The organism is Roseovarius sp. ZX-A-9 (assembly GCF_028369135.1).
Classification (GTDB): domain Bacteria; phylum Pseudomonadota; class Alphaproteobacteria; order Rhodobacterales; family Rhodobacteraceae; genus Roseovarius.
Genome location: NZ_JAPWHW010000028.1, coordinates 16,602 through 42,700, shown reverse-complemented (window position 1 = coordinate 42,700; position 26,099 = coordinate 16,602). Strand labels below are relative to the sequence as shown.

Genomic DNA, 26,099 nt, shown 5'->3' with positions numbered 1-26,099 from the left:
GCCGGACACACGATCCCGGTGATCGATCCGGGCACAGGTGCTGAGCATCGCGCGCAAATCTTTGTCGCGGTTCTGGGCGCGTCCAATTACACCTTCGCCTGGGCCAGCCTCAGCCAGAAGCTGCCGGACTGGATCGAAGCCCAGGTCCGGGCCCTGAAGTTCTTCGGCGGGGTGCCCAAGGCAATTGTGTGTGACAATCTCAAGGCCGCCGTGGCCAAGCCACTCTGGTTCGAGCCGTCGCTGACCAAGACATTCTCCGATATGGCCACGCATTACGACACGACCGTGCTGCCCACGCGGCCGCGTAAGCCGCGCGACAAGGGCAAGGTCGAAGGTGCGGTGCTGATCGTCGAGCGCTGGATTTTGGCCCGCCTGCGCAACCGGCAGTTCTTTTCCATCGCGGCGCTGAACGTCGCCATTGCCGAACTGCTGGATGATCTCAATGCCCGGACCATGCGCCGGGTCGGGCGCTCGCGGCGGGAGCTGTTCGAAGAGATCGAGCGCCCCGCACTCAGCTCGCTGCCCGATAGGCCCTTTGAGTACGCTGAATGGAAGCGCGCCAAGGTACATCCCGACTACCATATCGAGGTTCTGCACGGTTTCTATTCGGTGCCGCACCGCCTGATCGGCCGTCAGGTCGATGTCCGGCTCACCCACCGCGTGATCGAGATCTTCCATAATCATGAGAGGGTTGCACTGCATCACCGCCGGGGCCAGCGCGGCGGCCATACCACCATCAAGGAGCACATGCCCAAGGCGCATCAGCGCTACGGCGGCATGACGCCCGAGAGCCTGATCACCCGGGCCGCCCGCACCGGCTATCACGCCGCCGCGCTCGTCGAGCGCCTGATGCGCGACAGGCCGCATCCCGAACAGGGCTATCGCTCGGCCCTCGGTGTGCTCGGTCTGCAGCGGCAGTTCGGGGCGGACAGGCTGGAAGCGGCCTGCGAACGCGCCCTGACAGTCGGCACCGTCAATTATGCATCGGTGCGCTCCATCCTGATCACCGGTCTGGATCGGGCGCCCAGCCCGCCAGACCCCATCACCGCCACGCCGGTCCACGACAACATCCGTGGCCCCGGCTACTACCAATAACCCCAGAAAGGACAAACAGATGCTGACACACCCCACGCTCGACCAGATGGCCGCGCTCGGCCTGACAGGCATGGCAGACGCCTGGAAGGCACTGGCCGAACAGGATCCGGGTCAGGCTCTTGAGCGCAATGAATGGCTCGGCCTCATGCTCGACCGCGAAGCCACGGCCCGCGCCGACAAGCGCTTCGCCAACCGGTTGCGCAATGCGAAGATGCGCTTTCCCAACGCCTGCATCGAAGATGTCGATTTCGCCACCAGCCGGGGGCTCGACCGGCGTCAGATCCTGTCGCTCGCCCAGGGCGACTGGATCAAGGCCCGCGAGCAGATCATCCTCACGGGCCAGACAGGCACCGGCAAGACCTGGCTCGCCTGCGCCTTCGGCCATCAGGCGGCACGTCTGGATCATTCCGTCTCCTATGTCCGGATGCCGCGGCTCTTCGAGGACATGGCCATGGCGCGCCTCGACGGGCGCTTCCCCCGCCTCGTCGACAAGCTGGCCCGCGTCCAGCTGCTGGTGCTGGATGACTGGGGCACGCATGGCCTGACCGACCAGCAGCGGCTCGATCTGCTCGAGCTTTTCGAAGAGCGCTATCAGCGGCGATCCACCATCATCACCGCCCAGCTGCCCGTCTCGGGATGGCACGCCATGATCGGCGAACCCACCATTGCGGACGCCATCCTCGACCGGATCGTCCACAACGCACACCGCATCGAACTCAAGGGGGACAGCATGCGAAGAAAGGACCGGAACGCGACCTTGACCTCCGCCGAAAACACCGAAACTATCCGAACCGAAACATGATCGCAGGCAGATGACCAGCCGTGCCCGAGCTGTCCGGGAATTACTGAAACGGCTGTCCGGGAATTAGCGTAATCGCTGTCCGGTATTTCCGAAATCCGCAGTATGGCTGTGCGTTTGCTGACTGCGGGTCGCGCCGATGAAGCTCTGGAATGGGTGCGCAAACCTGGATCACGCGTCAAAGGTCAGGATGACGCGCTGTCACCCAGTAGGGTCCAGATTGAAGCTTCTATTTTAGAAGCATTGGATGACAAAACAGCAGCGCAAGCGCTGCGCTGGCAGTGCTTTGAAAGCCGACTTTCCGCCGAGATCCTGCGCGATTATCTGAAAAACTTACCTGACTTTGATGACATTGAAGCCGAGACAAGGGCTTTGCAGTATGGCCTGTCCCATTCGGTCCCGGAATTAGCCTTGCGGTTTTATCTCGATTGGCCACGCCTTGACCTCGCTGCGCAGGTCATCCTTCAGCATCACGCTCATTGGGATGGAGTCCTCTGGCACAGCTTGCCCAAAACGGCAGAAACGCTGGAACATGAGCATCAGGCGGCGGCAACGATCCTCTATCGCGCGCTTTTAGACGATATCCTCAAGGCGGCGCGATCCAAGGCATATGGGCATGGGGCGAGGTATTTGGAAAAACTCGTCCTGCTGGCCGTGGCTGCTGATCCTTTCCTTCCGGAAGGCGTCATGGAACATGAGGCGTATATGGCTGAGCTTCGAAAAAGCCATGGCCGAAAATCCGGATTTTGGGGGCGGATTGGGTAGACTGGGAGCCTCATCCAAGGCGGTCTGATCATGGTTTGCGCCGGATATTTGGGCGCAGCCATGCCGTTAAGCTTCAACTCAACAGGTGCAACCTAGCCTTCAGAGCAGCATCGATCGAAGAAAGTAACTCCTCTGGAAAACCCTCTGGCAGCTGATTGAATGTGGCCTCAACGATCGCGTGCGAGGTCTCCTGTAGCTCTTCGAACAGGTCCTGCACGAGTGCGCGGGACAAGCCGGATTGAACTCCGGTCTCCACGACGTGCCGACCAACGATATTCGAAACCTTGTAGTGGTTTGAGTTGCCGAAATTCATGGACAGTTTGAAGTACTTTCGTTCGATCTGTCGCGCATCGACAGTCGGCTGCGCCGTCAAAATGTCGTATATCGGTGTCATGCGAAAGCGACCGCCAGGTAAGAGGCTGACGCTGAAGTTCTTACCATGGCCGTCTGTTGCACCCAGCAACCAGAACAGGACATTCGCTTTGAAAAAATCGTACCGGTCTTTGTTGGGGTCATCACTTCCCAACAATAGATCCATGATATCTGAGATCCCTGGGCCGCCCTCGTTCTGGTACTTCTGGGTAGGCACAACAGACAATGCTTGGCAGCAATCCTCCTGCGGCAGACGGATCAAGCGGCCATCAGACGTCCAGCGCCGATCAAAACGCTCAACCACCAAGGCTTTCTTGTCGCCAAACTGAGCCATTTCGACATTCGCTGCCCGAAGTCCAAACCCCTTCATCAGCTTTAGACAAACGTATTCGTTTTCAACGCTGTCGGATAGGTCCATACCGTTGGGCAGTCTGCCTATTTGCGGCTTGATGATGTGCGTGGTTGGCGTCGTGCCGGTTGGCTCTATCCACTGGCCATCTTTACGAAGCAGCGCCGTTTTTTCTTGCGCGCCTGCGACAGAAATTCGGAAGTCATTCTCGCGGCGGATACCCAGCGGCGCTAAATCGAGGTCGCTCAAAATGGCCCCGATCTGCGCCTCGTCGACAGGTTCTCCAGTCAACTCGGACATTGGTTGGGGCTCTTGCCCGTCGGGCAGAAACTGCAGCGCGCCGATGCAGTCCCGCCCGATTTGGGACAGCAAGCTAAAGGCATCGACGCCCTCGGCCCCGACGCGCTCTGCGATCCTTCGGCGAATGAGATCACTGTCGGGCAACAGGTTGTCAAAGACGGCCATCACAGGTGCGCCGCTGTAGCGGTTCTCCTGCAATGGCAACGATAGCGACACCGGCATCCGGTGCTCCCACTCGAGCCAGTCTCGTGCATAGGCAAAACTGACGCCGCCGGAGGGTTCACGTACTAATTGCCCCACGAGCCGCGAGTTCAGGAACACGTTCAGCGGTGTGTAGCTGCGCTTGCGGCCCATGTCAGAAAATGTCCTCAAGCCCGTCAGATGTGCCTTTGCTGCGCTCGGTCACTGTGATTTCGAGGTCCAAGGCCGCGATCAAATCGAATAGCGTTTCCAGCTTTGTGCCCCCGCTGCCGTTCTCGATCTTGGAAATTGTCTCCTGCCAGACGCCGCTCATAGCGGCGAGTTCCTTCTGGGTCAGGTTCTTGGCCTTCCGAGCCTGGCGAATTGCGTGGCCCAAGTTTTTTGATGTACGAACGAGGTGCTTCATGGCGGTTCTCCTGCCACTGTGTATGACCCCTGGATCATAAATTGTCAATATGATCTCCAAATCATAAGGGTGCAATATGATCTGAACACCATAAAGATTGGCTGCATTGGTAGCTGTATCCCAGACTTCGCCAATGCTCTCACACCTGCAACCCCGCAGCGCGCACCTGCTCGGGCGTCACCAGCTTTGAAGCGATCAAATCCTCGATCTGCCGGTTCGTGATATGGCGGCACAGAGGATGGCGCTCGTAGATCCATTCGGCGAGGCTGGCACGGCCTTTGGCTTCGGCCTCTCGCGCCTTTTCGCGGTCGACCTGGATCTGGGCCAGTCGCTTTTCCCATCGGCGCATCTTGAGCCAGTTGTCCGAGAAACAGACCTTGCTGCGCGTATAGCCCTCGCTTTCCTTGGCATAAGCTTTGACCGCCTGCTTCAGATCATCGGGCTTCACCCCGGCCTTTAGGGCCGAAGCGGTCAGGCGCAGACTAGTTCGCCGGTCTCGGACCCTGTCCTCGGGATAGGCCACCAAGATTTTCTCAGATTCAAGATCTTCAACCTCCTCCGCCGCCTCGCGCCTGCGCGTAGGTGGTTTATGGATGGTTTTAGGATGGTTTGGGGTCCACCGTGAACCCCGTACCCCGTACCCCGTTCACCGTGGACCCCGTACCGGGGGCAGGCTGGACGGGGTTCACAGTGACCCCCGTCTGAATGTCGGGCTCTGCCGTGGGTTCAAGTGCGGCCACGCGTTCCAGAACGATGAAACCGGCCGGACTTTTTCGATGTCGTTGGCATCGGCGATAACGAGACCATCAGGTAGCCATTGGGATCGTCGATATTGATGAGTGCCAAGCCGCCACGACGGCTTGGGGTTGAGGGGCGTAGCCCCCACCCATCAGGGGACTTCGGAGGGGCCCGCGTAGCGGGAGGGGCCGAAGTCTCATTATGGGCAATGAAACTTCGCTCACGAACTTAACCTGGCTTGCACGATCTCGCGCATATCGTCTGCATGACAGAACTCGTTTTCAACATAAGAACAGCCAGCCGCCAGGACGTCCGCGCTCTCAGCAACCACTGCCAGAATCGATCAGCTCTCGGGAAGAGCCAGATCGATCCGGCCAGATCGCATCTGAATAGACGCCTGCATGGTGGCAGCGGATCTGTAGACGAAGAGCTGGCTGCATGGTTCAAGCGCACGAAATCTAAGAAACCTGCCAAACAAGCCTCGACGCCATACCTTACGCTTGTGTTAGGGCTATCTCCCTCTTTCTACAAAGCGGATCCAGCGAATGCAGATCGCTTCAACGAACTTGCGATGCAGTGGCTGCAAGAGCAGTTCGGCGACGACCTGGTCCTTGCGGATCTGCATCTCGATGAGACGACACCGCATATCCATGCGGTGGTGGCGCCGACATACGAGAAGAAGAAGCGCCTGCCAGGTCGCCGCAAGAAGAACGAGACCGAAGAGCAATTCGAAGCTCGCCGGGAAGCAGCTCGCAATGCTCCGGGAGACAGAGCTGTGGGCTGGTCGAGCTCCAAATATCGCTATGACGACAGCTTTGAGGACATGCGCAGGAGCTTGGTCACGAAGCTGGCACCACTATCGGTAAACTACGGCACGCCGGGCCGGCGGCCGAGGGAGTGGAAGACTTGGATGAACAAACTGGCCACTGGTGCCCGCGAATACGGCCGTAGAGCAGTCAAAGCTCTCAAAGTAATGAAGGGGGCTCTTGATAATTTTGATGAGCTTCATGGGCAGATGTCAGCTGATCGAGACGCTATGCGCCGCATGGTCAAGATCATAGAGAAAGAGATCAATCGGTCATCGCTCAGATCGAAGGAAAAAGAGGACATCCGCAAGGTTATCGACGTGACCAAAGAGGAGCTGAGAATGATCGATAATAATATTAAAAAGGCTGAGAGGTTCACTGAAAAAGTCGATAACTATGTAGAAACCAACGCCCGCGGCATGCGCATGTGAGGCGCCTGCTTTAGCATTTCCGTTGGTGAACTCCGAGCGAGTTGCCTGACGTCAGCGCCAATGGGCCAGTTTAGGGTGATTTGATAAGAGAGGGTTTCTGGCGCATCGTAACCACCAAGGGTAATCCCCCCTAAAATTAGTGGTGTTCAAAAGTAGAATTTTCTCGGCAAGGTATCTGACGAGATTTACGATGAAGAACGGACGATTTAGCGACGCGCAGATCATGGCTGTCTTGAAGCAGGCGGAGGGCGGCGTGCCGGTCTCTGAGCTGTGCCGCGAGCATGGGGTGAGCAGTGCCAGCTTTTACAAATGGTGGGCTAAGTTTGGCGGTATGGACGCATCTTTGATTGCCGAGATGAAGGACATGGCCGAACAGAACCGCCGCCTCAAGAAGATGTATGCGGAGATGAGCATGCAGAATGAGTTGCTCAAGGAAGCCCTTGGAAAAAAGTCTTAAGGCCGTCTCATCGACGAGAGATGGCCATGAAGGTGGTGGCGGTGCATGGGGTCAGCGTGTCCGGTTGCTGACGAAATTAATACTAACAACGCCGCTGGAACGGTGGGATTTACCCACCTGTGGTGGACGGGCATGGCAATCTCCTCACTTTTTTCCCTATCAACACAGCCAAAATGAGCGCAATTTTCAATAAAACAAAATTTAAAGATAGAAGCGGACATCTCGCTCCATCTAACCACACTTGCCCAAATGGCAAACAGGCCCTGCCGCACATTCTTGATGCGCCCAAGGCCTGTTCAGCGAGTTTGCCGAGCAAAGGCAATGCTCGATGCTGCATTGCAGATACGGATACGCTGGTTCGTCCGGTACTCACCTTCAAACGCTCACGGAGCATATGCCCCCGCAAGGCGGGTATATGTACTTGACTGGTGAGGGTCCGTTGGTCCACGGTCTGGGCGATCAGTAGTCCATTTGAATTATGTTGGTGCAATGCCTGACGGCGAGACCAACAGGTAAGCTACATGATCGAAAACACATTTTTGGTTTTATAGAGTGGGGGAAGTGAAGTGAAAAAGATATTTTTAGCAACGACCGGCGCGATTTGTCTGGCGTTCGGTGCCAATGCGGCAACTGTTACAGCGACGGATGGTTCGCAGGGGTGGTACGAGAACGATACGCGTCCGGGCGGAACCGCCGAAATCGTCAATGTCAGCGGTACTGGCGGCAATCTGGAAGCAAACGCACCGGCAGGGACCGGTGTGGTCAAGCTGACCACCGACGCCACCAACGCGGCCAAGGCGGAAATCGGGATCAGCCAGAATTTTGGCTCTGTGAGCGACGTTATCAACAAGGATTTCCAACTGTCCTACACATGGTATGACACCGCAGGAACAAGCGATGCCGCACCTTCGGTCAAGTTGGAGTTTGTCAACACCGGTTACGCCGGCGACGGGTACGGCCAGTTGATTTTCGAGCCCTACGCCCAGGGAGCGAATCCCACTTCCTATATCACCCCGACAAAGGGCGACTGGGTCACCACGACAATTGATCTGAACCAGGGCCGGGCGTGGAACACGGGCATGTTCAATATTGGGTCTTCCTTTGCCGGTCCGCCGAACAACACATTGGACGAATGGCTCTCGACCTTCGATGCGGGCTTTGGTGAGGCATCCCTGATCGGGGTCAGCGTTGGTATCGGCAGCTACAACCCGTCCGAGGTAGGGTATTTCGATAACATCTCACTCTCCATCAATGGCACGACCACGACGTGGGATTTTGAAACCATGAGTGCGGTGCCGCTGCCCGCCAGTCTGCCCTTGCTTCTGGCCGGGATGGCCGGGCTCGGGCTGATGGGGCGTCGCCGCCGCCGGACCTGATCGCGAAAGAGTTCATGGCACAAGGCAGCGCAAGCACCTGTGCCATGAACATTCCCGACCACGCGCGCGATCAGCCGGTTTGTAGGTTGCCTCGCGCGCCGGCCCGCTTTGACGGCGTGCCCGCAGCATAGGTCTGCACGATGGCGCGGTCGTCGCCCATCATCATCAAGATGAACAACTCCTGAAACAGGTCTGTGGCCCGGTCGCAGCGCAGCGCCATTGCGTCTGTCGCGCGCGGGTTCAGGACGACGATATCCGCCTCGGTGCCCGCGTCGAGCGTTCCGATCCTGTCCTCAAGGCCCAGGGCGACGGCATTGCCACGGGTGATCCAGTGAAAGGCGCGCAGGGGGTGCAGGGGCTGGTTTTGCAGTTGCAGCACCTTGTAGCCTTCGTTGAGGGTTTGCAGCATCGAGTAACTGGTGCCCGCGCCCACATCGGTGGCGATGGCGTTGGTGATGCCGCGCGCGCGCAGGCCTGCGTCGTCAAACAGGCCGCTGCCCAGAAAGAGATTGGATGTGGGGCAGAACACCGGATGTGCGCCGGTCTGGGCCAGCGCGTCGATCTCGCGCGGCTGCAGGTGGATCGAGTGGCCCAGCAGCATCTTTGGGCCCAGCAGGCCGTGGGACTGATACACATCGAGATAATCTCGCGCCTGCGGGTAGAGCGTGGCGGTGTAGGCGATCTCGTCGCGGTTTTCCGACAGGTGGGTCTGCACGTAGCAATCGGGGTGTTGGGCGGCCAGCGCGCCGGCCATTTCCAGCTGTTCCGGCGTCGAGGTGATCGCGAAGCGCGGGGTGATTGCGTATTGCGCGCGGCCCGTGCCGTGCCATGCGTCGATCAGCGCCTTGGTGTCGTCATAGCTGCTCTGGGCGGTGTCGCGCAGGCCATCGGGGGCGTTGCGATCCATCATCACCTTGCCGCCGATCATCCGCATGTTGCGCCGCTGGCCCTCGGCAAAATAGGCCTCGGCAGAGGTTTTGTGCACCGAGCAATAGGCGACGGCGGTTGTCGTGCCGTGGTCGATCAGCTGGTCATAGAAACGGCTGGCCATTGCCGCGCTGTGGTCGGGGTCGGCAAACCGGGTTTCCTCGGGGAATGTGTAGCTGTTCAGCCAGTCGAGCAGTTGCGCCCCCCAGGAGGCGATCACCTGTACCTGCGGAAAGTGGATATGCGTGTCGATGAAACCGGCCATCAGGATATTGGGGCGGTGATCGACGATCTCGGGGGCCGTGGCCTGGGGGGCGACCGTCGCGTAGCTGCCCGATGCGATGATGATCCCGTCCGCGATCAACAATGCGCCATCTTCGACATAGTGGTAGGCGTGGGTGTCGTCGGGGCCGGAGGGTTCTGCGGTGAACGTCAGGATGCGCCCGCGCAAGAGCAGGTGTTGGGTGGTCATTGTTCTGGTGCCTTTGAAAATGCGGCAGGGGCTGGATCAGACCGGCCCCTGCCGGGAGGTGTGTTATTCGCCCGGCGTGGCCAGCGGTTCGTCCGCCGCCATCGTTTCGTTCAGCACTGCGCCGTCCTTGTGGAAGGCCGGGTAAACGAAGAGGAACACGCCCGCGATCAGGTAGCCAAGGCTAACGCCGCTGAAGACCGGCATGTGCAGGCTGGCGGAATGGATGATGCCGATCAGCGACATGACAAAGGCCGCGATGGCGAACCCGCCGGCGTTGCGGAACCGTCCGTCGATCACGCTGGCGACGATGGCGCCCCAGATCAGGCCGGTCAGGATGGCTCCCTGGCTGAGCGCCAGATGGCCCTCGAAATGCGCGCCTTGTTGTAGCAGGGCGGCGGTCAGCGCCTCGTCACCCAGACGTGGCAGGCCTTCGACGCCGGTGGCCCCGAGCGCGTTCAGCATCGAGCCCCACTTGATCAGCAGGAAGGCCGATATATGCGGCATCATGGCGATGGTCACGGCGGCCATATGCTCGGGCTTGACGCAGGCGGCCGTGTTGGTGATCAGGCTGAGTGCCACGAAGACCAGAACCGGGGCGGCGGCTGCCACCGGGATCAGGTTGTTGAGGAACGCCAGCAGCCCGAAGAACGCCGCCAGCGGGATGACCACGCCCACGCCGATGATATAGCCCGACCGCGCGCCCATGCGTTTGTAGGCAGGGTGGCCGATATAGGCAGTTGTCGGGAAGGGCGAGCCGAAGACCGCGCCGATCATGGTGCCGACACCGTCGGTCACCTGGCAGGTGGCGACGGGGTAATGGTCGCCCACGGCCTCGGCGCTTTCGACGTTGTTCATGGTTTCGATGAAGTTGTAGATCTGCACCGGCACGAGGACTAGGAACAGCTCGGGGTTGGCAAAGAGATGCTGGATGCCGGCGATCAGGTCACCGAAATAGGGCACGGGCGGGTAGAAACCGACCCCTTCAAAACTGATCGACGCCTTGCCGATGATCAAGGCCACGACGGTGCCGACGATTAGTGCCAGCAGACCGGCGGGAATGTTGAAGGGCAGGCGGAACCGGCCCACCAGCCCCCAGAGGATGATGATCATCGATGCGAAACCGATGATCGGGTCTTCGAACACGGTGGCCAGCGGCACGGTGCCGATGAAGACCAGCGCGATGCCGCAGAGCGTGCCCAACATGCCCGCGCGCGGTGTCACCCGCTTGAGCATTGGCCCGACGATGGCACCAAGCGCCGCGACGATGCCGCCCATGAAGCCGGCACCAATGCCGACCTGCCATGCCAGCATGGCGTCTTGCGTTGACCAGTAGATCGGGCCGATCACGCCAAAGAGATAGACGAACATCACCGGGGTAGAGATGCCGTAGGGCAGGGCCGTCACGTCGCGGCCCTCTTTTTCGGCCACGCGTTTGGCGAGCCATGTATAGACGGCGATGCCGGCCATGATTGCCACTGCCGCGCCGGGCAGGATGCGCCCGAATACGATTTCGGCGGGCATGTTGAAGACGAACTGGCACACACCTGCCAGCACGATCAGGTTGATCAGGTTGTCTGTGAAGAGTGCCCAGAAGGCGCTGAAATCGTTTCTTGAAAAAAGCTTATAGGTATAGCTCCGGTCGGTCATTGTTAGTCCCTCCTCCTGTTGGACGCGCGCGCGGTAATGGCGTGGATGTGCCATCCGGCTTTGGCCCGGTTGTTTGCTTGCGCATTTGCAAGCCAAAGCCCTTTTGCAGAGCGTTTGCGGCAGGTTCAGAGGTCAGATCAGCGATGATTTCGGCAGCGACGAAGGCCGCAATCACGCTGGGCCGCTTGTCGCGGCTACCGCTTGCCCCGATGGGGCAGATAAGATCTTGGGTCGTCAGGCCGTCGCACTCTGTCCGGCACCAGCGGGCGAATTTCGCGCGCTTGGTGGCCGAGCCGATCATGCCGACATAGGCCGCATCTCCGCGGGCAAGCGCCTCGGAGGTGAGGAGGAAATCCAGAGCGTGATCATGGGTCAGCACGACGAATGCGCTACCTGCGGGGGCGGTCCTGATCTCGTGTTCGGGGATCGCGCTGAGGCGGGTTTCCACCTGTGCGGTGCATTGCGCCAGCTCATCCGCGCGGGTGTCGATCAGGATGCAATGGACGGGCAGGTGCTGCAGCTGTGCTGTAAGCGCGCGCCCGACATGACCGGCCCCCATGACATAGACATGAGGGCGGGCGGCCTTGGCCTGTGCTTCCTGCGTGAGGGCGGTCTGTTTGGTCTGCGCCGTCATGCGGGTCAGGGTGATCTGGACGCGCCCGCCGCAGCATTGGCCGATCTCGGGGCCAAGCGGGATATCGAGCGTGTCGCTCCGGGTGTCTTGATCCAGCATGGCGCGGGCGTGGGTGATCACCATGAATTCCAGTTGTCCGCCGCCGATGGTGCGGTGAAGCGCGCCGGGCGCGACAAACATCTGCGTTCCGGTGTTGCGCGGGGATGAGCCCTGCACATCGGTCAGCACCACCTGCACGACGCTCTCATGCGCCGCGAGGAACTCTTTCAGGGAATGATCGACGCCCGTCATCGCTTAGCCCTCGGCCCGGAGCCGCTCCACGGCCATCAGAACACGCTCTGGCGTGGCGGGCGTGTCGAGCCGGGGACAGGTGCGATAGTCTGCGACGCTGGCGACGGCCATCGACAGCGCTTCGAGCACCGAGATGCCCAGCATGAAGGGCGGCTCGCCCACGGCCTTGGACCGCTTGATGGTCATTTCGCGGTTTTCCGACCAATCGGCCAGTTTCACGTTGAAGATGCGCGGCCGGTCCGATGCCAGCGGGATCTTGTAGGTGGACGGCGCATGGGTGCGCAGGCGCCCGGCATCGTCCCACCATAGCTCTTCGGTGGTCAGCCAGCCCATGCCCTGAATGAATGCGCCTTCGACCTGGCCTCTGTCCAGTGCCGGGTTCAGCGAGCGACCGACATCATGCAGGATATCCGTGCGCTCCACCCGGTATTCGCCGGTCAGCGTGTCTACAGACACCTCGGAACAGGCCGCGCCATAGGCATAGTAGTAGAACGGGCGGCCCTTGCCCGCGGCGCGGTCCCAGTGAATATCGGGCGTCTTGTAAAAGCCTGCCGCCGACAGATGCACGCGCGCCAGATAGGCCTGCTTGATGAAGGCATCGAAGGGCAGGCGCTCGTCACCGATATGCACCTCGTTGGCGAGGAAGGTGACCTGCTCCTTGCCGACATTCCAGTGGGCGGCGGCGAAATCGACCAGCCGTGCCTTGATCTGCTCGGCGGCGTTCAGGGCGGCCATGCCGTTGAGGTCGGTGCCCGAAGAGGCGGCGGTGGCGGAGGTGTTGGGAACTTTCTCGGTCGTGGTCTTGGTGATCTTGATCCGCTCGAAATCCACCTGGAACGCGTCCGCCACGACCTGCGATACCTTGGTGTTCAGCCCCTGGCCCATTTCGGTGCCGCCGTGGTTGAGGTGGATCGAGCCGTCATTGTAGACGTGGATCAGCGCGCCGGCCTGATTGTACCATGTCGCAGTGAAGGAAATGCCGAACTTGACCGGCGTCAGCGCGATGCCCTTCTTGATGATGGGTGAGGTGGCGTTGAATTCCTCGATGGCCTTGCGCCGCGCGCGATACTCGGAGGTGGACTCCAGTTCGTCCATCAGGCGGCCCATGATGTTGTCGCTGACCTCCTGATGATAGGGTGTCAGGTTGCGCCCTTCGCCGCCGTAGAAATTGGCCTTGCGCACGTCCAATGGGTCTTGGTCGGTGGCGTAGGCGATCTCTTCGATCATCCGCTCGGCGGCGATGACGCCCTGAGGGCCGCCAAAGCCGCGAAAGGCGGTGTTGGATACGGTGTTGGTCTTCATCGGGTGGCTGACGAGGCGCGCATTCGGGTAGAAATAGGCGTTATCGGCGTGAAACAGCGCCCGGTCCGTCACCGGGCCCGACAGGTCAGAGGAGAACCCGCAGCGGGCCGCGAACACACCATCGACCGCCTGAATGCGCCCGGCGTCGTCAAACGCCACATCGTAGTCGATGACGAAATCATGCCGCTTGCCGGTGGCGGTCATGTCCTGATCGCGGTCTGGGCGGATCTTGACGGCGCGGTTCCACTTTCTGGCGGCGATTGCGGCGACGGCGCAGAACAGGTTCATCTGGCTTTCCTTGCCGCCGAACCCGCCGCCCATCCGGCGCACGTTCACCGTTACCGCGTTGGAAGGGATGCCCATGACATGCGCGACCATGTGCTGCGCCTCGGACGGGTGCTGGGTCGAGCAATGCACGACAAGGTCGTCATCTTCGCCGGGGACGGCAAAGGCGATCTGGCCTTCAAGATACATGTGGTCCTGCCCGCCGACGGTGATCCGGCCCTTGATGCGGTGCGCGGCGGCGGCCAGCGCGGGTGCGACATCGCCGCGCTCCAGCTTGAGCGGGGCGGTGACATGTGGGTAGCTGGCATTTTGTGCCGCGATCGGGTCCAGCGCGTGCGGCCGCGTCTCGTATTCCACCACCGCCAGTTCGGCGGCGCGCCGGGCGGCGTCGCGGGTTTCGGCCACGACGGCAAAGAGCGGCTGGCCGTGAAATTCGATCTTGTCGGTGGGAAACACCGGTTCGTCATTCAGGCCCGTGGGGCTGATATCGTTGGCGCCGGGAATGTCATCGGCGGTCAGCACGCCGATCACGCCGGGGGCGGCCTCGACCGCGCTGAGGTCCATGCCGATGATCCGCGCATGGGCCACGTCCGATACCCCCAGATAGGCGTGCAGCGTGCCCGCCAGTTCGGGGATGTCGTCGCAATACTCGGCCCGTCCGGTGACATGCTTGATGGCGCTGTCATGCTGGCGATCGGTGTGGACGCCGCCGGTGATGGTGAGGTTGTCTTTCATAACAATCCCTTTCCTTACGCGGTCGCCAGTTGCACGGGGTGAGTGGTCGCCGCGTCATGTTCCAGGAAGAACCGGCGCAGCAGGTTGCGAGCGGAGGTCATGCGGTATTCTTTGGACGCGCGCCAATCGGTGAGCGGTGAGAAATCCTGCGACAGGGCAGCGGCGGCGGCCTCGAACGCGGCAGCACCCCAAGGCTGGCCGCGCAGCGCCGCCTCTGCCTGTGCGCCGCGTTTCGGCGTGGCGGCCATGCCGCCAAAGGCGATGCGGCAATCGGTGATTATCCCGTCTGCCACTTCGACGCTGATGCCAACCGCGACCGACGAGATATCCTCGTCCCGGCGCTTGGAGATCTTGTAGGCGGCATCAAGCTGGCCGGGGCGGGGGCGCGGAACCCGCAGGCCCAGCACGAAATCGCCCGCTTCGCGGTCCTGCTTGCCGTAGTCGATGAAGAAATCCTGCAAGGGCAGGGTGCGTGTCGCGTCACCGCGGCGCAGGGTGACTTCGGCATTGAGGGCAATAAGGACAGGAGGCGTGTCGCCGATCGGCGACCCGTTGGCGACATTGCCGCCGATGGTGCCCATGTTGCGGACCTGCCAGCCGGCGATGCGGTCCCAGTAGTTCACGAGATGGGGGAAAGCCGTGGACAGCATGTCCTGGCTTTCCGAATAGGTGACGCCCGCGCCGATCTCCAGCGCATCGTCGGTGAGGGTGATGGATTTCAGGCCATCCAGATGCCCGACAAAGACCGCCGGGCTGATGGGGCGCAGAAACTTGGTGACCCAGAGGCCCACATCGGTGGCCCCGGCGATGATCGTGGCGCCGGGGTGCTCTGTCAGAACGGCTGCCAGATCGTCGACATCCGCCGGCAGGATTGCCCGGTTGTCGGCCGGTCCGGTGACCACGCGCCGGGTGTCACGCAGCGCGCGCAGGCGGGCGGTGACCGCGCTGCGTTCGGTGTTCAGGTGATCGGCGGCAGGGCTGCCATATTGGTTGACGGCAAGGGCTGCCTTGATGATCGGCTCATACCCGGTGCAGCGGCACAGGTTGCCCTGCACGGCGGTTTCAATCTGCCGCTCGGTTGGCTGGGGGATCTCCATCCAGAGCGCATAGAGCGACATGACAAAGCCCGGCGTGCAAAAGCCGCATTGGCTGCCGTGATGCGCGACCATCGCGTGCTGCACCGGATGCAATGCGCCGTCCGGGCCCGAGAGATATTCCACGGTGACCACGTGACAGCCGTCCAATGAGGCAAGAAAGCGGATGCAGGCATTGATCGGCTCGTATTCCAGGGTGCCGTCATGCAGGCGTCCGACCAGAACCGTGCAGGCGCCGCAATCGCCCTCGGCGCAGCCTTCCTTGGTGCCGGTCAGGCGCCGGTCCAGCCGGAGGAAATCCAGAAGTGTCTGCGAGGCACCGACGTCCTTGAGCGCCACATCGCGGCCATTCAGAATGAAGCGAATCTCATCACGGTGTTGCATCTGGTCCCCTTCAACAGGTCGGATCACAATCTGATCCAGAAAACCGTAGCGCAGGCTATTGGGCCGAAAAAGCACCGCATACGGAAAATACTTTCAACGGATCGTTGAAAATGCTATTATGGGGAAACGGCATCTTCCTTTATGATCAAACTCTTAGGATATTGTCATGCCATATGTCGAGAGCCTGCGCGTCTTTGCCCGTGTGATCGAATTGGGGAGCATCACCTCGGGCGGGCGCGATCTGCGCCTGACACCGGCGGTTGCGAGCAAGCGAATCAAGGAACTGGAAAAACACCTGGGCGTGCGTCTGTTCAATCGCACGACCCGGTCGCTGACACCCACCGGGGTCGGGACCGTGTTCTACGAAGAGGCAAAAAAAGTGCTTGCGGCGATCGACGATGCCGAGGCGACCGTCGCGACCTTTTCCGAAACCCCGCGCGGGGTCATTCGGGTCACGGCCCCGCTTGGAGTCGGGCGCCGCATAATCGCGCCATTGGTGCCGCTCTTTGTCGAGAAATATCCGGGAACCGAGGTCAGGATGCGGCTGTCGGATCGCAAGGTCGATATCCTTGCCGAAGGGCTCGACATGGCATTCTTTGTCGGCACGCCGGGGGACTCGAACCTGAAAATGCGCAAGATTGCAGATTGCGCGCGTGTCTTGTGTGCCGCGCCGGAATATCTGGAACGCCACGGCACCCCGGCTACGCCGGATGACCTATTGGCGGGCGCGCATAATTGCCTGTTGCTGCGATACCCCCGTTCGCCCGAGTATTTCTGGACGCTGCGCACCTCGGATGGCGCGCGCAAACTGGAGGTGGTTGGCAAATACGACGCCGATGACGGCGACGTTTTGACCGACTGGGCGCTGGCCGGGCACGGGATCGTCAACAAGCCGCGCTTTGACGTGGCCGACCACCTGCGCAGCGGTGCCCTGGTCGAAATTCTGGCCGACACACCGCCCCTCGCGACGATGTTTGGCTGCCTCTATCCGCACCGAAAACTGCAGGATCCCAAGGTGAAATGCTTTGTCGATTTCATGGTTCGGCAATGCGGCGCGACATTCGGTCTTGCGAGCGGCCGGTAAGAAAATGCCGCCAAAATCAGGCATGCCCGGCGTGACCGCGCCAATGGATTGCGTGCCCGGGATCACATTTGTCGAGATGCTGCAGCGCGGCGCGCGAGAAACTTTGTAACCGGCTGTTATGCAATGAAATAATTTTGTTGCATGGAATCGACATTCGGAGAAACATAAAACCGAGTTCAATTGCGAGCTCGAAAAAAATTACGAGCAAGATGGCTCTCAATCGCAGCGCAAGCTGTGGTCGAGGGCCTTTTTTTTGTGCTTTGGCGACAAGAGTTCGTGGAAAAAAAGGGGAGTGAAATTATGAAAAGACGTGAATTTCTGGGACGTGCCGGGGCTGTCGGTACATTGGGGATGGCGGGCGGTTTGTCTGCCCCTGCATTGCTGAGCAGCGTCGGACGCGCCTATGCGGCGGGAGACGATATTCCGGTGGGATTGCTGTTCTCGCTGACGGGTGCCGTGGCTGTGGTGGAACACACGCTGCATGATGCGGCGCTCATGGCGATTGAGGAGATCAACGCGGCAGGCGGCGTGCATGGCAAGCAACTGCGCCCGATCATCGAAGATCCGGCATCCGATCCGGCGACCTATGCCGACCGGGCGCGGCGTCTGATGATCCGCGACAAATGCGTCAGCGTTTTCGGCTCTTACACCTCGTCCAGCCGGCAGGCGGTTCTGCCGATCGCAGAGCAGCGCAACAACCTTTATTGGTACCCGACGCTGTATGAAGGGCGTGAATGCTCGCGCAACATCATGTATGGCGGCGCGCTGGCCAATCAGCAGCAGGATATCCTGATCCCCTGGCTGGCAGAGAATTTCGGTTCGCGCTTCTACATGGTCGGCAATAACTACGTCTATCCGAAAGAAGAGAACAACTACTGCAAGACATTGCTGAAAGTCCTCGATGGCGAGGTGGTGCACGAAGAATATGTGCCGATGGGCCATTCCGATTTCAGTTCGGTCATCAACCGTATCCGGGCCGAAGAGCCGGATGTGATCTTCTCGACCCTCGTGGGGGACTCGGATGTTGCCTTTGCCCGCCAGTATCACGCGGCAGAGTTGGACCCGGCGAAACTGCCCGTTTGCAGCCTGACGCGCTCTGAGGTCGAGGTGAAAGCCATCGGCGGTGAAGCGGCGGCGGGTCACTTCTCGTCCGCACCCTATTTCATGGGGCATGAATCGGCTGAAAACGAAAAGTTTGTCGAGGCCTACAAATCGCGCTTTGGGGCCGATGAGGTGACGCACTTTGTCAGCGAAGCGGCGTATTTCCAAGTGTATCAGTTCAAGGCTGCGCTGGAGAAACTTGATCCGTCAAACATCACGCCGACGGGTATCCGCGATGCCGCTGTCGGGATGACAATGACGGCACCACAGGGCGAAATCCTGATTGATGCGAACTTGCATACGCATCTGTGGCCCAAGATTGGCCAGTGGCAATCGGACGGTCAGGCCAAGGTCATCGTGCAGTCCGAAGAGCGGGTCGCGCCGAAACCCTACGCGGCCTATCCGGGGCAGGAATGCACCGGGGCTGGTTTGGTCAAGTCCTGACCGCCCGGCCACTCGAACACTGAAAATCTGAAAAACCAACAATGTCCGGCTCGATCCCCGAGCCGGACCAACGGAGGAGACTGTCCTATGGACGTAGTCTTGAACCAGATATTTGCCGGGCTGAGCTTTGCCTCGATCCTGCTGATCATCGCTCTGGGGCTGGCCATCATCTATGGCACGATGGGCGTGATCAATTTGGCGCATGGCGAATTCGTGATGCTCGGGGCCTATGCCACCTGGGCGCTTCAGACACATCTGGGGCTGGGCGTGGTCACGGCGCTGCCGCTGGTCTTTCTGGCGGTCGCGGTCGTTGGCTGGGTCATCGAGAAGGTCATCGTGCAGCGACTTTACACGCGACCGCTCGATACGATCCTGGCGACATGGGGCATCGGCATCATTCTGCAACAGGCTGTCCGGATGGGCATCGGCGCGGAATCGAAGTTCGTGAAGGGGCCAGAGTGGCTGTCGGGCAATATCGAGATCGGCGCCCTCGTGATGTCGAACTACCGTATTTTCGTCATTTTCCTTTCTATCATGATCGTGACCGGCACCTGGCTGCTGATGACGCGCACCGAATTCGGAATGAAGCTGCGCGCGGTCATCCAGAACCGGGGCATTTCCGAATGCTACGGGGTCGAGGCCAAGAAGGTTTATTCGCTGACGTTCGCCTATGGTGCGGGACTCGCGGGTATCGCTGGCGCACTGATCACGCCGCTCTTCAGTACCATCCCGACGATGGGCACCGGCCTGGTGGTGGATGCGTTCCTCGTGGTGATCGTGGGCGGCTTGGGTAGCCTGGTGGGCACTGCCGCGGCAGCGATGCTGATCGGCGAGGTCACGGCGCTCTTCTCGATTGTGATCAATGACACGCTGGGCCGGATTGCCGTCCTCGCGGGGATCATCCTGCTGATCCGTTTCCGGCCTCGCGGCCTTTTCCCTGCTGACACACGCCGCTGAGGAGCCCTGTGATGAACTCCAAACTTTCATATGACATCATCGGCCTTGGCCTCTTTGGCGCGGTGATCCTGTTCGGCGTACCCGCTTTCTTCAGCTACGACGGGTTCGAGCTCAACACCTTCGCGCGCTATCTCAGCCTGGCGATCGTGTCGATGGCGCTGGCGCTGTCGTGGGGGACCGCAGGTTTGCTGAACCTCGGGCAGGCTGCGACCTTTGGCATGGGGTCATATGCCATGGCGATGCACCTCAAACTGAAGGCAAGCGGCGACAACCTGCCTGACTTCATGGGCTGGAACAATGTCGAGGCGCTGCCTGCGCTCTGGGTGCCGTTCAATTCGCTGACCTTCACCTTGCTGGCGGGGCTGCTGATCCCGGCGGCGGTGGGCGGGTTGATTGCCACCTTCATGTTCCGGGCGCGGATCGCGGGCGTGTTCGTCGCGGTGATCACCCTGGCCTTTCTGGTAGCGTTCCAGTTGCTGGTGATCGAGCAGCAGGGCTTTACCGGCGGGCAGAACGGGCTGACCGGGCTGGCGCAGCTGGAACTGTTCGGCTGGACCGTCGATATCTATGCCACGTCCTTCTACTATCTGGTGGGCGGCTGCCTGATGGCGGCGCTGATCTTTGGCCTCTACCTGACGCACAGCAAGTTCGGGCTGGTCCTGCGGGCCATCCGCGAAGATGCCGAGCGCACACGGTACTTTGGCTATAACGTCGCGAACTATCAGACTCTGATCTTCTGCATTTCCGCGGGTCTCGCGGGGCTGGCGGGCATGCTCTATGCGCTGGTGCTGGAGTTCGCATCGCCCACTTACATGAGCGTGTCGTTCAGCCTGGCGATCGTGATCTGGTGTGCCGTGGGCGGGCGCGAATCCGTGCTGGCCGCAGCGATGGGGGCGATCCTAGTCAATCTGGCTGAAGGTCGGCTGTCGGATGTCTTTGTCGAAGGCTGGCACATGATGCTGGGCGTATTGTTCGTGGCGGTGGTCATGTTCATGCCGCGCGGGATCTACGGCGTCATCGTCGATGCGGGCCGGGCGCTGCGCCGCAGGGGCGGCAGCGAGGAATTCGCGGAAACCCCGTCTTTCGACACCCCCCTCAACACAAAGCAGGAGAGCTGATCATGGCACAGCTTGAAGTACGCGATCTGCAGGTGGTGTTCGGCGGCCTGCGCGCCGTGGACGGGATGAACTTCGATGTGGAGCAGGGCGAGATCCTGTGCCTGCTCGGGCCGAACGGGGCCGGCAAATCGACGACGCTGGACCTGATCTGCGGCAAGACGCAGCCCACCGGCGGATCGATCCGGTTTCGTGATACCGAGATATCGCAGTTGCTGGAGTTCCGGCGTGCGCGACTGGGTATCGGGCGCAAGTTCCAGGTGCCGTCGGTCTACAAGGAACTGACCGTCGCCGAGAACCTATCGGTTGCGCGGTCGTCAAGACCGGGCATCTGGCACGCGCTGACGACGCCCGCGGTGCGCCGCAACCAGAAATCACGCGAGATCCTCGATCTGGTCGGGTTGGCCGACAAGGGCGGCGTGCCTGCGGGCAACCTGTCACATGGCGAGACCCAGTGGCTGGAGATTGCCATGCTGATCGCCCAGGGCAGTCATCTGATCCTTATGGACGAACCCACTGCCGGGATGACCATCCAGGAGACCGACCGCACCGCGCGGATCTTCCGCTCGCTCAGTGCCGATCACACGCTGATCGTCGTGGAGCATGACATGTCTTTCGTCCGCACCGTGGCGGACCGGATCATCGTCATGGATCAGGGCGCGAAGCTGGCGGAAGGCACCATTGCGGAAATCGAGGCGAACGAGGCGGTCAAGACCGCATATCTGGGGCATTGACGATGGAACATCTGAGCGCGACCAATCTCTATTCATTCTACGGCAAAAGCCCTGTCTTGCAGGGGGTGTCGTTCGATCTGAAACCGGGTGAGTTCCTGTCGGTGCTGGGCCGCAACGGCGTTGGCAAGACCACTTTGCTGAAAAGCATCATGGGGCTGACCGACCGCTGTCAGGGCGAGTTGAAATTCGGCCAGAGCGATCTGCTGAAATGCAGCACACCGCAGCGGGCATTGCAGGGCATCGGCTATATCCCGCAGGGGCGCGAGATCATCCCGCGTTTTACCGTGCGCGAAAACATCCTGATGGGCACCTTCGCACGCGCCGACGGCAAGCGCGAGATTCCCGATTACCTGTTCGACATGTTCCCGATTCTGCGCGAATTCATCGCGCGCCGGGGCGGTGATCTGTCGGGCGGGCAGCAACAGCAACTGGCCATCGCCCGCGCTCTGGCGATGGATCCCAAGATCCTGATCTTGGACGAACCCACCGAGGGCATCCAGCCCAACATCGTCAAACAAATCGAAGAAGTGATCATCCGGCTCAACCGCGAGCGGGGCCTCGGCATCATCCTCGTGGAGCAGAACGTGCCCTTCGCCCGCGCTGCCTCGGATCGCTTTCTCGTGCTCGACAAGGGGCGCGTCGTTCTGGACGGCACCTCTGCCGAGCTCACGGACTCCGTCGTGGAGGAACACCTGACGTTCTGAAAACGCAGGCTCACTCAACATAACCAACCCCGTCAACAGGAAAGGACAGGATATGAGACATGGAGATATTTCAAGCAGCGACGATACCGTCGGCGTTGCCGTCGTAAACTACAAGATGCCGCGACTGCACACCCGTGCGGAGGTTCTGGAGAACGCCGAAAAGATCGGCGAGATGATCATCGGCATGAAGCAGGGCCTGCCGGGTATGGATCTGGTAGTGTTCCCCGAATACAGCCTTCAGGGCATCATGTATGACCCCGACGAGATGATGGAGACCGCTGTCTCGATCCCCGGCGACGAGACCGAAGTGTTTGCCCGCGCCTGCCGCAAGGCCAATGTCTGGGGGGTCTTCTCGCTGACCGGGGAACGGCACGAGGAACATCCCAAGAAGACGCCCTACAACACGTTGATCCTTATGAACAACAAGGGCGAGATCGTGCAGACCTATCGCAAGATCCTGCCTTGGTGTCCGATCGAGGGCTGGTATCCCGGCGACAGCACCCATGTGGCCGAGGGACCAAAGGGCCTGAAGATCAGCCTGATCATCTGTGATGATGGCAACTATCCCGAGATCTGGCGCGATTGCGCGATGCGCGGTGCCGAGCTGATCGTGCGTTGCCAGGGCTACATGTATCCCGCCAAGGAACAGCAGATCCGCATGGCGCAGACGATGGCCTGGGCCAACAACTGCTATGTCGCGGTGGCCAACGCCGCCGGGTTCGACGGGGTCTACTGCTACTTCGGGCACTCGTCGCTCATCGGGTTCGACGGGCGTACGCTCGGCGAATGCGGGACCGAGGAAAACGGCATCCAGTATGCGCAGCTGTCGGTGTCGCAGATCCGCGATGCGCGTGCCAACGACCAGTCGCAGAACCACCTCTTCAAGCTGCTGCACCGTGGTTATACCGGGATGCACAAGTCGGGCGATGGCGACAAGGGCGTGGCGGATTGCCCGTTCGAGTTCTACCGTAACTGGGTGAACGACGCCGAGAAGACCCGCGAGGATGTCGAGGCATTCACCCGCAAGACCATCGGCGTGGCGCAATGTCCGGTGGGCAGCCTGCCCACGGGTGCCAAGGAAAAAGAAGCCGGCTGACCGATCCCGGCAACAGTGGCGCGGTGCCTGCGGGCGCCGCGCCCAACAGACAAGACCTGACGAGCAATACAAGACCGAAGGATCGCGCAAATGCCATTCATGACCGACCGCCTGCAGGCCGTGCAACGCGAAGAGCAGCTCAAGAGCGCACTTGCTGCCGAGAACACGCGCGACATCACCCATGCCAATGGCAATGCCAAGGCGAGCTTCCTCAATTCCCGGTTTTCCTTTGACATGGCCGTGGTGGAGCGCGAGCTGCGCGACTCGATCATCGGGCAGGACAGCGCCATCGACGAGGTTCTGGAGATCCTCAAGGTGGTGCGCGCCGATATCGGCGACCCGCGCAAGCCGCTGGCGTCGCTGCTGTTCTGCGGCCCCACCGGCGTCGGCAAGACCGAGACCGTCCGGACCATCGCGCGCGCGCTTTATGGTGATGCCGATGCGATGTGCCGGATCGACATGAACACGCTGGCGCAGGAACATTACGCGGCCTCCTTTACCGGCGCGCCTCCGGGCTATGTCGGCTCGAAGGAAGGCACGACGATCCTTGACCAGGAAAAGATCGAGGGCACCCGCAACCTGCCGGGCATCGTTCTGTTCGACGAATTGGAGAAGGCCAGCAACGAGGTGGTTCTGGCGCTGCTCAACGTGTTCGACAACGGCTTGCTGACCGTCGCCTCGGGCGAGCGGACCTATTCGTTCCGCAATGCGATCATCTTCATGTCGTCCAATCTGGGCGCGCGCGATCTGATGGCGCTGAATGACGAGCGTCCGGGGTTGCTGGCCATTCTCAAGGGGCAGACCGGGGACCGCAGGACACGCGCGCAGGATATCGTGATGAAGTGCCTGCTGGAGCGGTTTCCGCCCGAATTCGTCAACCGGATCGACCATGTGGACACGTTCAACTGGCTGGGGCGCGAAACCATGCCTGATCTTGTCGATGTCGAACTGGACCGCCTGAACAGACGGTTGGCCAAGCACGACGTCTCGATCACGATCAATGATGCGGTTCGCGATTTTCTTTCAGAACAAGGATATGATAAACGGTTTGGTGCGCGCGGACTCAGGCGGGCGATGCGCCGGCATCTGGAGTTTCCCCTGGCCACTTTTCTTCTGGAACCCGGTACGAAGATGGGGATATCCGACAGCGGCGGAACCATCACGCTTGCTGCGGAACGGCGCGATGACGGGATCGTTTTTGGGTATGTTTGAAAAAGGATGGCTTTGGTGAGCAATCAGGAGAGCTGGAGAGTCGGAGTTCTGTTCTCGACGTCGGGAGTGACGTCCATCATCGAACAATCACAGCTCAATGGTACGCTACTGGCTATCGATGAAATCAACGCCGCGGGCGGTGTGCGGGGCCGCCCCATCGAGCCGATCTGCTACAACCCCGACTCGGTCGTGGCGCGCTATGGCGAGCTGGCCGAAAAACTGATCGTCGAGGACCGGATCACCGCGTTGTTCGGCTGCTACATGTCGTCGTCGCGCAAAGAGGTTCTGCCGGTCGTCGAGCGGCGCAATGTGCTGTTTTTCTATCCTACGCTTTATGAAGGCTTCGAATATTCGCCCAACATGATCTATGGTGGCGCGACGCCCAATCAAAATAGTGTGCCATTGGCCAATTATCTTATGAACACCTTTGGCAAGCGAATATTTTTCGTGGGGTCCGACTATATCTATCCGCGTGAATCGAACCGTGTGATGCGCAACGTGCTGCGGCAGGGCGGTGGCGAGGTTGTGGGCGAGCGATTTTACCCGTTCGACACCGATATGGCAGGCTTTGCCGATGTTGCCCGCGAGATTGTGGAGCTACAGCCGGACGCGATTTTCTCGACCGTGGTCGGGCAGATGTGCATCGATTTCTACCGAGCCTATCACGCGGCGGGCGGCGACGGGCGCACCTGCCCGATTGCCAGCCTGACCACCAATGAGGCCGAGATTGCCGCCATCGGCCCCGAGGCTGCTGTCGGACACATCACCGCCGCGCCTTATTTTCGGGCGATAAACTCGCCCGCGAACCGGAAATTCCTGAAGGCATATGGCCAGAAATTCGGCTCGGTCCGCGATGTCACCAGTTGTGGCGAGGCGGCTTATTGCCAGATGCACATGTTCGCCACCGCGCTGGAAGAAGTTGGCGAGATGGACACCGAACGCTTGCGCGAGGCGCTGCTCGGCGCGACATTCGACGCGCCGCAGGGGCATATCAAGATCGATCCGGACAACAACCACACGTATTTGCAATCGCGCATCGCGCGGGTGAATGAGCAGGGCGAATTCATCATCGAAAACAAGGTTCGCCGTGCCATCAAGCCCGATCCTTATCTGGTCTACCCCGGGATCCATGACTGGAGCCTGCGAACCCAGAAGGTTGCACAACAAACAGTATGAAACATGAGTGATTTCATCCAGGATCTGCGAGATCTGCACACGTTGGTCGTACACCAGCGTGACCGAAGCGCCGACGACCTGGTACAGCAAATCCACAGGATCGGCTGCAATTACGAAAATGCCTGGCCGATCCCCGACACGCTGCAAGAGAAGTTCGACCTGGTATTCATTGATGTCACCGATCAGCCGGCGAGCCGGATCAAGACTTTTCTGAACAGCAGCGGCGGCAAGCCGCCCACGGTGATCGCGGTGATCGGCTACGAGAACCCCTCGACGCTGGAGACGATCTTTGAGATCGGGGCGCATTCACTGCTGACCAAACCGGTGCGCGCGGCGGGCGTTCTGGGCTCCATGCTCATGGCGCGGCGCTACTGGGCCGAGCAATTGCGGTTCCAGAAAGAGCAGACCAAACTGCGCGACCGTCTGGAAAACATGCAAAAGATCAATGACGCGAAATTCATTCTGATGCGGCATCACGGCATTGACGAGCTGGAGGCCTACGCGGTGATCCGCAAACAGGCGATGGCCAAGCGGACCACCACGTTCGAGATTGCACAGTCGATCATCAATGCCGATGGTATCTTGCGCAATTTTGGTGACCATTGACGCA

The 26,099-nt window shown here is 60.5% G+C and carries 23 protein-coding genes and 1 pseudogene; 16 read left to right on the top strand and 8 right to left on the bottom strand.

Features of this window, described 5'->3' with window-relative positions; translation table 11 throughout:
- From istA to O3306_RS20045, 3 genes are all read left to right on the top strand, one after another.
- A partial coding sequence (gene istA / locus O3306_RS20055) for an IS21 family transposase (protein ID WP_272010640.1) occupies positions 1-1,095 on the top strand: 1,095 nt, incomplete at its 5' end.
- Positions 1,096-1,114: 19 nt separating this feature from the next.
- The gene (gene istB, locus O3306_RS20050; RefSeq protein WP_272010638.1) at positions 1,115-1,897 is read left to right on the top strand and encodes an IS21-like element helper ATPase IstB; all 783 of its coding nucleotides are present in this window, start codon (positions 1,115-1,117) and stop codon (positions 1,895-1,897) included.
- Positions 1,898-1,999: 102 nt separating this feature from the next.
- Entirely contained in the window at positions 2,000-2,659 is a 660-nt protein-coding gene (locus tag O3306_RS20045; RefSeq protein WP_272010636.1) for a DUF6880 family protein, read from the top strand.
- A 73-nt stretch (positions 2,660-2,732) separates the two neighbouring features.
- Here O3306_RS20045 and O3306_RS20040 read toward each other — a convergent pair whose 3' ends face one another.
- The 3 genes from O3306_RS20040 to O3306_RS20030 form a co-directional block, all read right to left on the bottom strand.
- Positions 2,733-4,034, bottom strand: coding sequence for a type II toxin-antitoxin system HipA family toxin (locus O3306_RS20040; protein WP_272010635.1), 1,302 nt, complete (start codon positions 4,032-4,034; stop codon positions 2,733-2,735).
- 1 nt (position 4,035) lies between these two features.
- A complete protein-coding gene (locus O3306_RS20035; RefSeq protein ID WP_272010633.1) occupies positions 4,036-4,287 on the bottom strand; it encodes a helix-turn-helix domain-containing protein in 252 nt (83 codons plus the stop codon).
- Positions 4,288-4,426: 139 nt separating this feature from the next.
- A complete protein-coding gene (locus O3306_RS20030) occupies positions 4,427-4,810 on the bottom strand; it encodes a hypothetical protein (RefSeq protein ID WP_272010631.1) in 384 nt (127 codons plus the stop codon).
- 480 nt (positions 4,811-5,290) lie between these two features.
- On the opposite strand from O3306_RS20030, the gene O3306_RS20025 reads away from it, so the two are divergent.
- From O3306_RS20025 to O3306_RS20015, 3 genes and pseudogenes are all read left to right on the top strand, one after another.
- Positions 5,291-6,262 carry a plasmid recombination protein gene (locus tag O3306_RS20025; RefSeq protein WP_272010628.1) on the top strand — a complete coding sequence of 324 codons (972 nt, stop codon included), beginning with the start codon at positions 5,291-5,293 and terminating at the stop codon, positions 6,260-6,262.
- A 190-nt stretch (positions 6,263-6,452) separates the two neighbouring features.
- Positions 6,453-6,778: pseudogene (locus O3306_RS20020) on the top strand (transposase); the annotation flags it as partial.
- Positions 6,779-7,285: 507 nt separating this feature from the next.
- Positions 7,286-8,095 carry a VPLPA-CTERM sorting domain-containing protein gene (locus O3306_RS20015; protein ID WP_272010627.1) on the top strand — a complete coding sequence of 270 codons (810 nt, stop codon included), beginning with the start codon at positions 7,286-7,288 and terminating at the stop codon, positions 8,093-8,095.
- 70 nt (positions 8,096-8,165) lie between these two features.
- On the opposite strand, the gene guaD is transcribed toward O3306_RS20015, so the two are convergent.
- The 5 genes from guaD to xdhA form a co-directional block, all read right to left on the bottom strand.
- Positions 8,166-9,494, bottom strand: coding sequence for a guanine deaminase (gene guaD / locus O3306_RS20010; protein WP_272010625.1), 1,329 nt, complete (start codon positions 9,492-9,494; stop codon positions 8,166-8,168).
- Between the two features lie 63 nt (positions 9,495-9,557).
- A complete protein-coding gene (locus O3306_RS20005; RefSeq protein ID WP_272010623.1) occupies positions 9,558-11,141 on the bottom strand; it encodes a xanthine/uracil/vitamin C permease in 1,584 nt (527 codons plus the stop codon).
- Positions 11,116-12,066 (bottom strand): xanthine dehydrogenase accessory protein XdhC, encoded by a 951-nt coding sequence (gene xdhC, locus O3306_RS20000; protein ID WP_272010621.1) that lies wholly within the window; start codon positions 12,064-12,066, stop codon positions 11,116-11,118. Before xdhC ends, O3306_RS20005 begins: the two co-directional genes overlap by 26 nt.
- Before the next feature lie 3 nt (positions 12,067-12,069).
- Positions 12,070-14,388 carry a xanthine dehydrogenase molybdopterin binding subunit gene (xdhB, locus tag O3306_RS19995; RefSeq protein ID WP_272010619.1) on the bottom strand — a complete coding sequence of 773 codons (2,319 nt, stop codon included), beginning with the start codon at positions 14,386-14,388 and terminating at the stop codon, positions 12,070-12,072.
- A 14-nt stretch (positions 14,389-14,402) separates the two neighbouring features.
- Positions 14,403-15,866: a xanthine dehydrogenase small subunit gene (xdhA, locus tag O3306_RS19990; RefSeq protein ID WP_272010617.1), complete on the bottom strand. Its 1,464-nt coding sequence runs from the start codon at positions 15,864-15,866 to the stop codon at positions 14,403-14,405.
- 166 nt (positions 15,867-16,032) lie between these two features.
- On the opposite strand from xdhA, the gene O3306_RS19985 reads away from it, so the two are divergent.
- The 10 genes from O3306_RS19985 (at position 16,033) to O3306_RS19940 (ending at position 26,095) form a co-directional block, all read left to right on the top strand.
- Positions 16,033-16,950, top strand: coding sequence for a LysR family transcriptional regulator (locus O3306_RS19985; protein ID WP_272010616.1), 918 nt, complete (start codon positions 16,033-16,035; stop codon positions 16,948-16,950).
- Positions 16,951-17,250: 300 nt separating this feature from the next.
- Entirely contained in the window at positions 17,251-18,495 is a 1,245-nt protein-coding gene (locus O3306_RS19980) for a transporter substrate-binding domain-containing protein (protein WP_272010614.1), read from the top strand.
- Positions 18,496-18,582: 87 nt separating this feature from the next.
- Complete coding sequence (gene urtB / locus O3306_RS19975; RefSeq protein ID WP_272010612.1) at positions 18,583-19,452, top strand: urea ABC transporter permease subunit UrtB; 870 nt, start codon at positions 18,583-18,585, stop codon at positions 19,450-19,452.
- Between the two features lie 11 nt (positions 19,453-19,463).
- Positions 19,464-20,570: an urea ABC transporter permease subunit UrtC gene (gene urtC, locus O3306_RS19970; RefSeq protein WP_272010610.1), complete on the top strand. Its 1,107-nt coding sequence runs from the start codon at positions 19,464-19,466 to the stop codon at positions 20,568-20,570.
- Positions 20,571-20,572: 2 nt separating this feature from the next.
- The gene (locus tag O3306_RS19965; protein ID WP_272010608.1) at positions 20,573-21,301 is read left to right on the top strand and encodes an ABC transporter ATP-binding protein; all 729 of its coding nucleotides are present in this window, start codon (positions 20,573-20,575) and stop codon (positions 21,299-21,301) included.
- A 2-nt stretch (positions 21,302-21,303) separates the two neighbouring features.
- Positions 21,304-22,005 (top strand): urea ABC transporter ATP-binding subunit UrtE, encoded by a 702-nt coding sequence (urtE, locus tag O3306_RS19960; RefSeq protein WP_272010606.1) that lies wholly within the window; start codon positions 21,304-21,306, stop codon positions 22,003-22,005.
- A gap of 52 nt (positions 22,006-22,057) precedes the next feature.
- Entirely contained in the window at positions 22,058-23,101 is a 1,044-nt protein-coding gene (locus tag O3306_RS19955; RefSeq protein WP_272010604.1) for an aliphatic amidase, read from the top strand.
- 99 nt (positions 23,102-23,200) lie between these two features.
- The gene (locus O3306_RS19950; protein ID WP_272010602.1) at positions 23,201-24,313 is read left to right on the top strand and encodes an AAA family ATPase; all 1,113 of its coding nucleotides are present in this window, start codon (positions 23,201-23,203) and stop codon (positions 24,311-24,313) included.
- Positions 24,314-24,328: 15 nt separating this feature from the next.
- On the top strand, positions 24,329-25,489 hold the full coding sequence (locus O3306_RS19945) for a transporter substrate-binding domain-containing protein (RefSeq protein ID WP_272010600.1): 1,161 nt from the start codon (positions 24,329-24,331) through the stop codon (positions 25,487-25,489).
- Positions 25,490-25,492: 3 nt separating this feature from the next.
- Positions 25,493-26,095 carry an ANTAR domain-containing response regulator gene (locus tag O3306_RS19940; RefSeq protein WP_272010599.1) on the top strand — a complete coding sequence of 201 codons (603 nt, stop codon included), beginning with the start codon at positions 25,493-25,495 and terminating at the stop codon, positions 26,093-26,095.
- Positions 26,096-26,099 lie beyond the last annotated feature (4 nt).

Excerpts from the sequence above, each read along its gene's own strand:
- istB (WP_272010638.1), top strand. The coding sequence starts at position 1,115 with ATGCTGACACACCCCACGCTCGACCAGATGGCCGCGCTCGGCCTGACA.
- O3306_RS20045 (WP_272010636.1), top strand. The coding sequence starts at position 2,000 with ATGGCTGTGCGTTTGCTGACTGCGGGTCGCGCCGATGAAGCTCTGGAA.
- O3306_RS20040 (WP_272010635.1), bottom strand. The coding sequence starts at position 4,034 with ATGGGCCGCAAGCGCAGCTACACACCGCTGAACGTGTTCCTGAACTCG.
- O3306_RS20035 (WP_272010633.1), bottom strand. The coding sequence starts at position 4,287 with ATGAAGCACCTCGTTCGTACATCAAAAAACTTGGGCCACGCAATTCGC.
- O3306_RS20025 (WP_272010628.1), top strand. The coding sequence starts at position 5,291 with ATGACAGAACTCGTTTTCAACATAAGAACAGCCAGCCGCCAGGACGTC.
- guaD (WP_272010625.1), bottom strand. The coding sequence starts at position 9,494 with ATGACCACCCAACACCTGCTCTTGCGCGGGCGCATCCTGACGTTCACC.
- O3306_RS20005 (WP_272010623.1), bottom strand. The coding sequence starts at position 11,141 with ATGACCGACCGGAGCTATACCTATAAGCTTTTTTCAAGAAACGATTTC.
- xdhC (WP_272010621.1), bottom strand. The coding sequence starts at position 12,066 with ATGACGGGCGTCGATCATTCCCTGAAAGAGTTCCTCGCGGCGCATGAG.
- xdhB (WP_272010619.1), bottom strand. The coding sequence starts at position 14,388 with ATGAAAGACAACCTCACCATCACCGGCGGCGTCCACACCGATCGCCAG.
- xdhA (WP_272010617.1), bottom strand. The coding sequence starts at position 15,866 with ATGCAACACCGTGATGAGATTCGCTTCATTCTGAATGGCCGCGATGTG.
- O3306_RS19985 (WP_272010616.1), top strand. The coding sequence starts at position 16,033 with ATGCCATATGTCGAGAGCCTGCGCGTCTTTGCCCGTGTGATCGAATTG.
- O3306_RS19980 (WP_272010614.1), top strand. The coding sequence starts at position 17,251 with ATGAAAAGACGTGAATTTCTGGGACGTGCCGGGGCTGTCGGTACATTG.
- urtB (WP_272010612.1), top strand. The coding sequence starts at position 18,583 with ATGGACGTAGTCTTGAACCAGATATTTGCCGGGCTGAGCTTTGCCTCG.
- urtC (WP_272010610.1), top strand. The coding sequence starts at position 19,464 with ATGAACTCCAAACTTTCATATGACATCATCGGCCTTGGCCTCTTTGGC.
- O3306_RS19965 (WP_272010608.1), top strand. The coding sequence starts at position 20,573 with ATGGCACAGCTTGAAGTACGCGATCTGCAGGTGGTGTTCGGCGGCCTG.
- urtE (WP_272010606.1), top strand. The coding sequence starts at position 21,304 with ATGGAACATCTGAGCGCGACCAATCTCTATTCATTCTACGGCAAAAGC.
- O3306_RS19955 (WP_272010604.1), top strand. The coding sequence starts at position 22,058 with ATGAGACATGGAGATATTTCAAGCAGCGACGATACCGTCGGCGTTGCC.
- O3306_RS19950 (WP_272010602.1), top strand. The coding sequence starts at position 23,201 with ATGACCGACCGCCTGCAGGCCGTGCAACGCGAAGAGCAGCTCAAGAGC.
- O3306_RS19940 (WP_272010599.1), top strand. The coding sequence starts at position 25,493 with ATGAGTGATTTCATCCAGGATCTGCGAGATCTGCACACGTTGGTCGTA.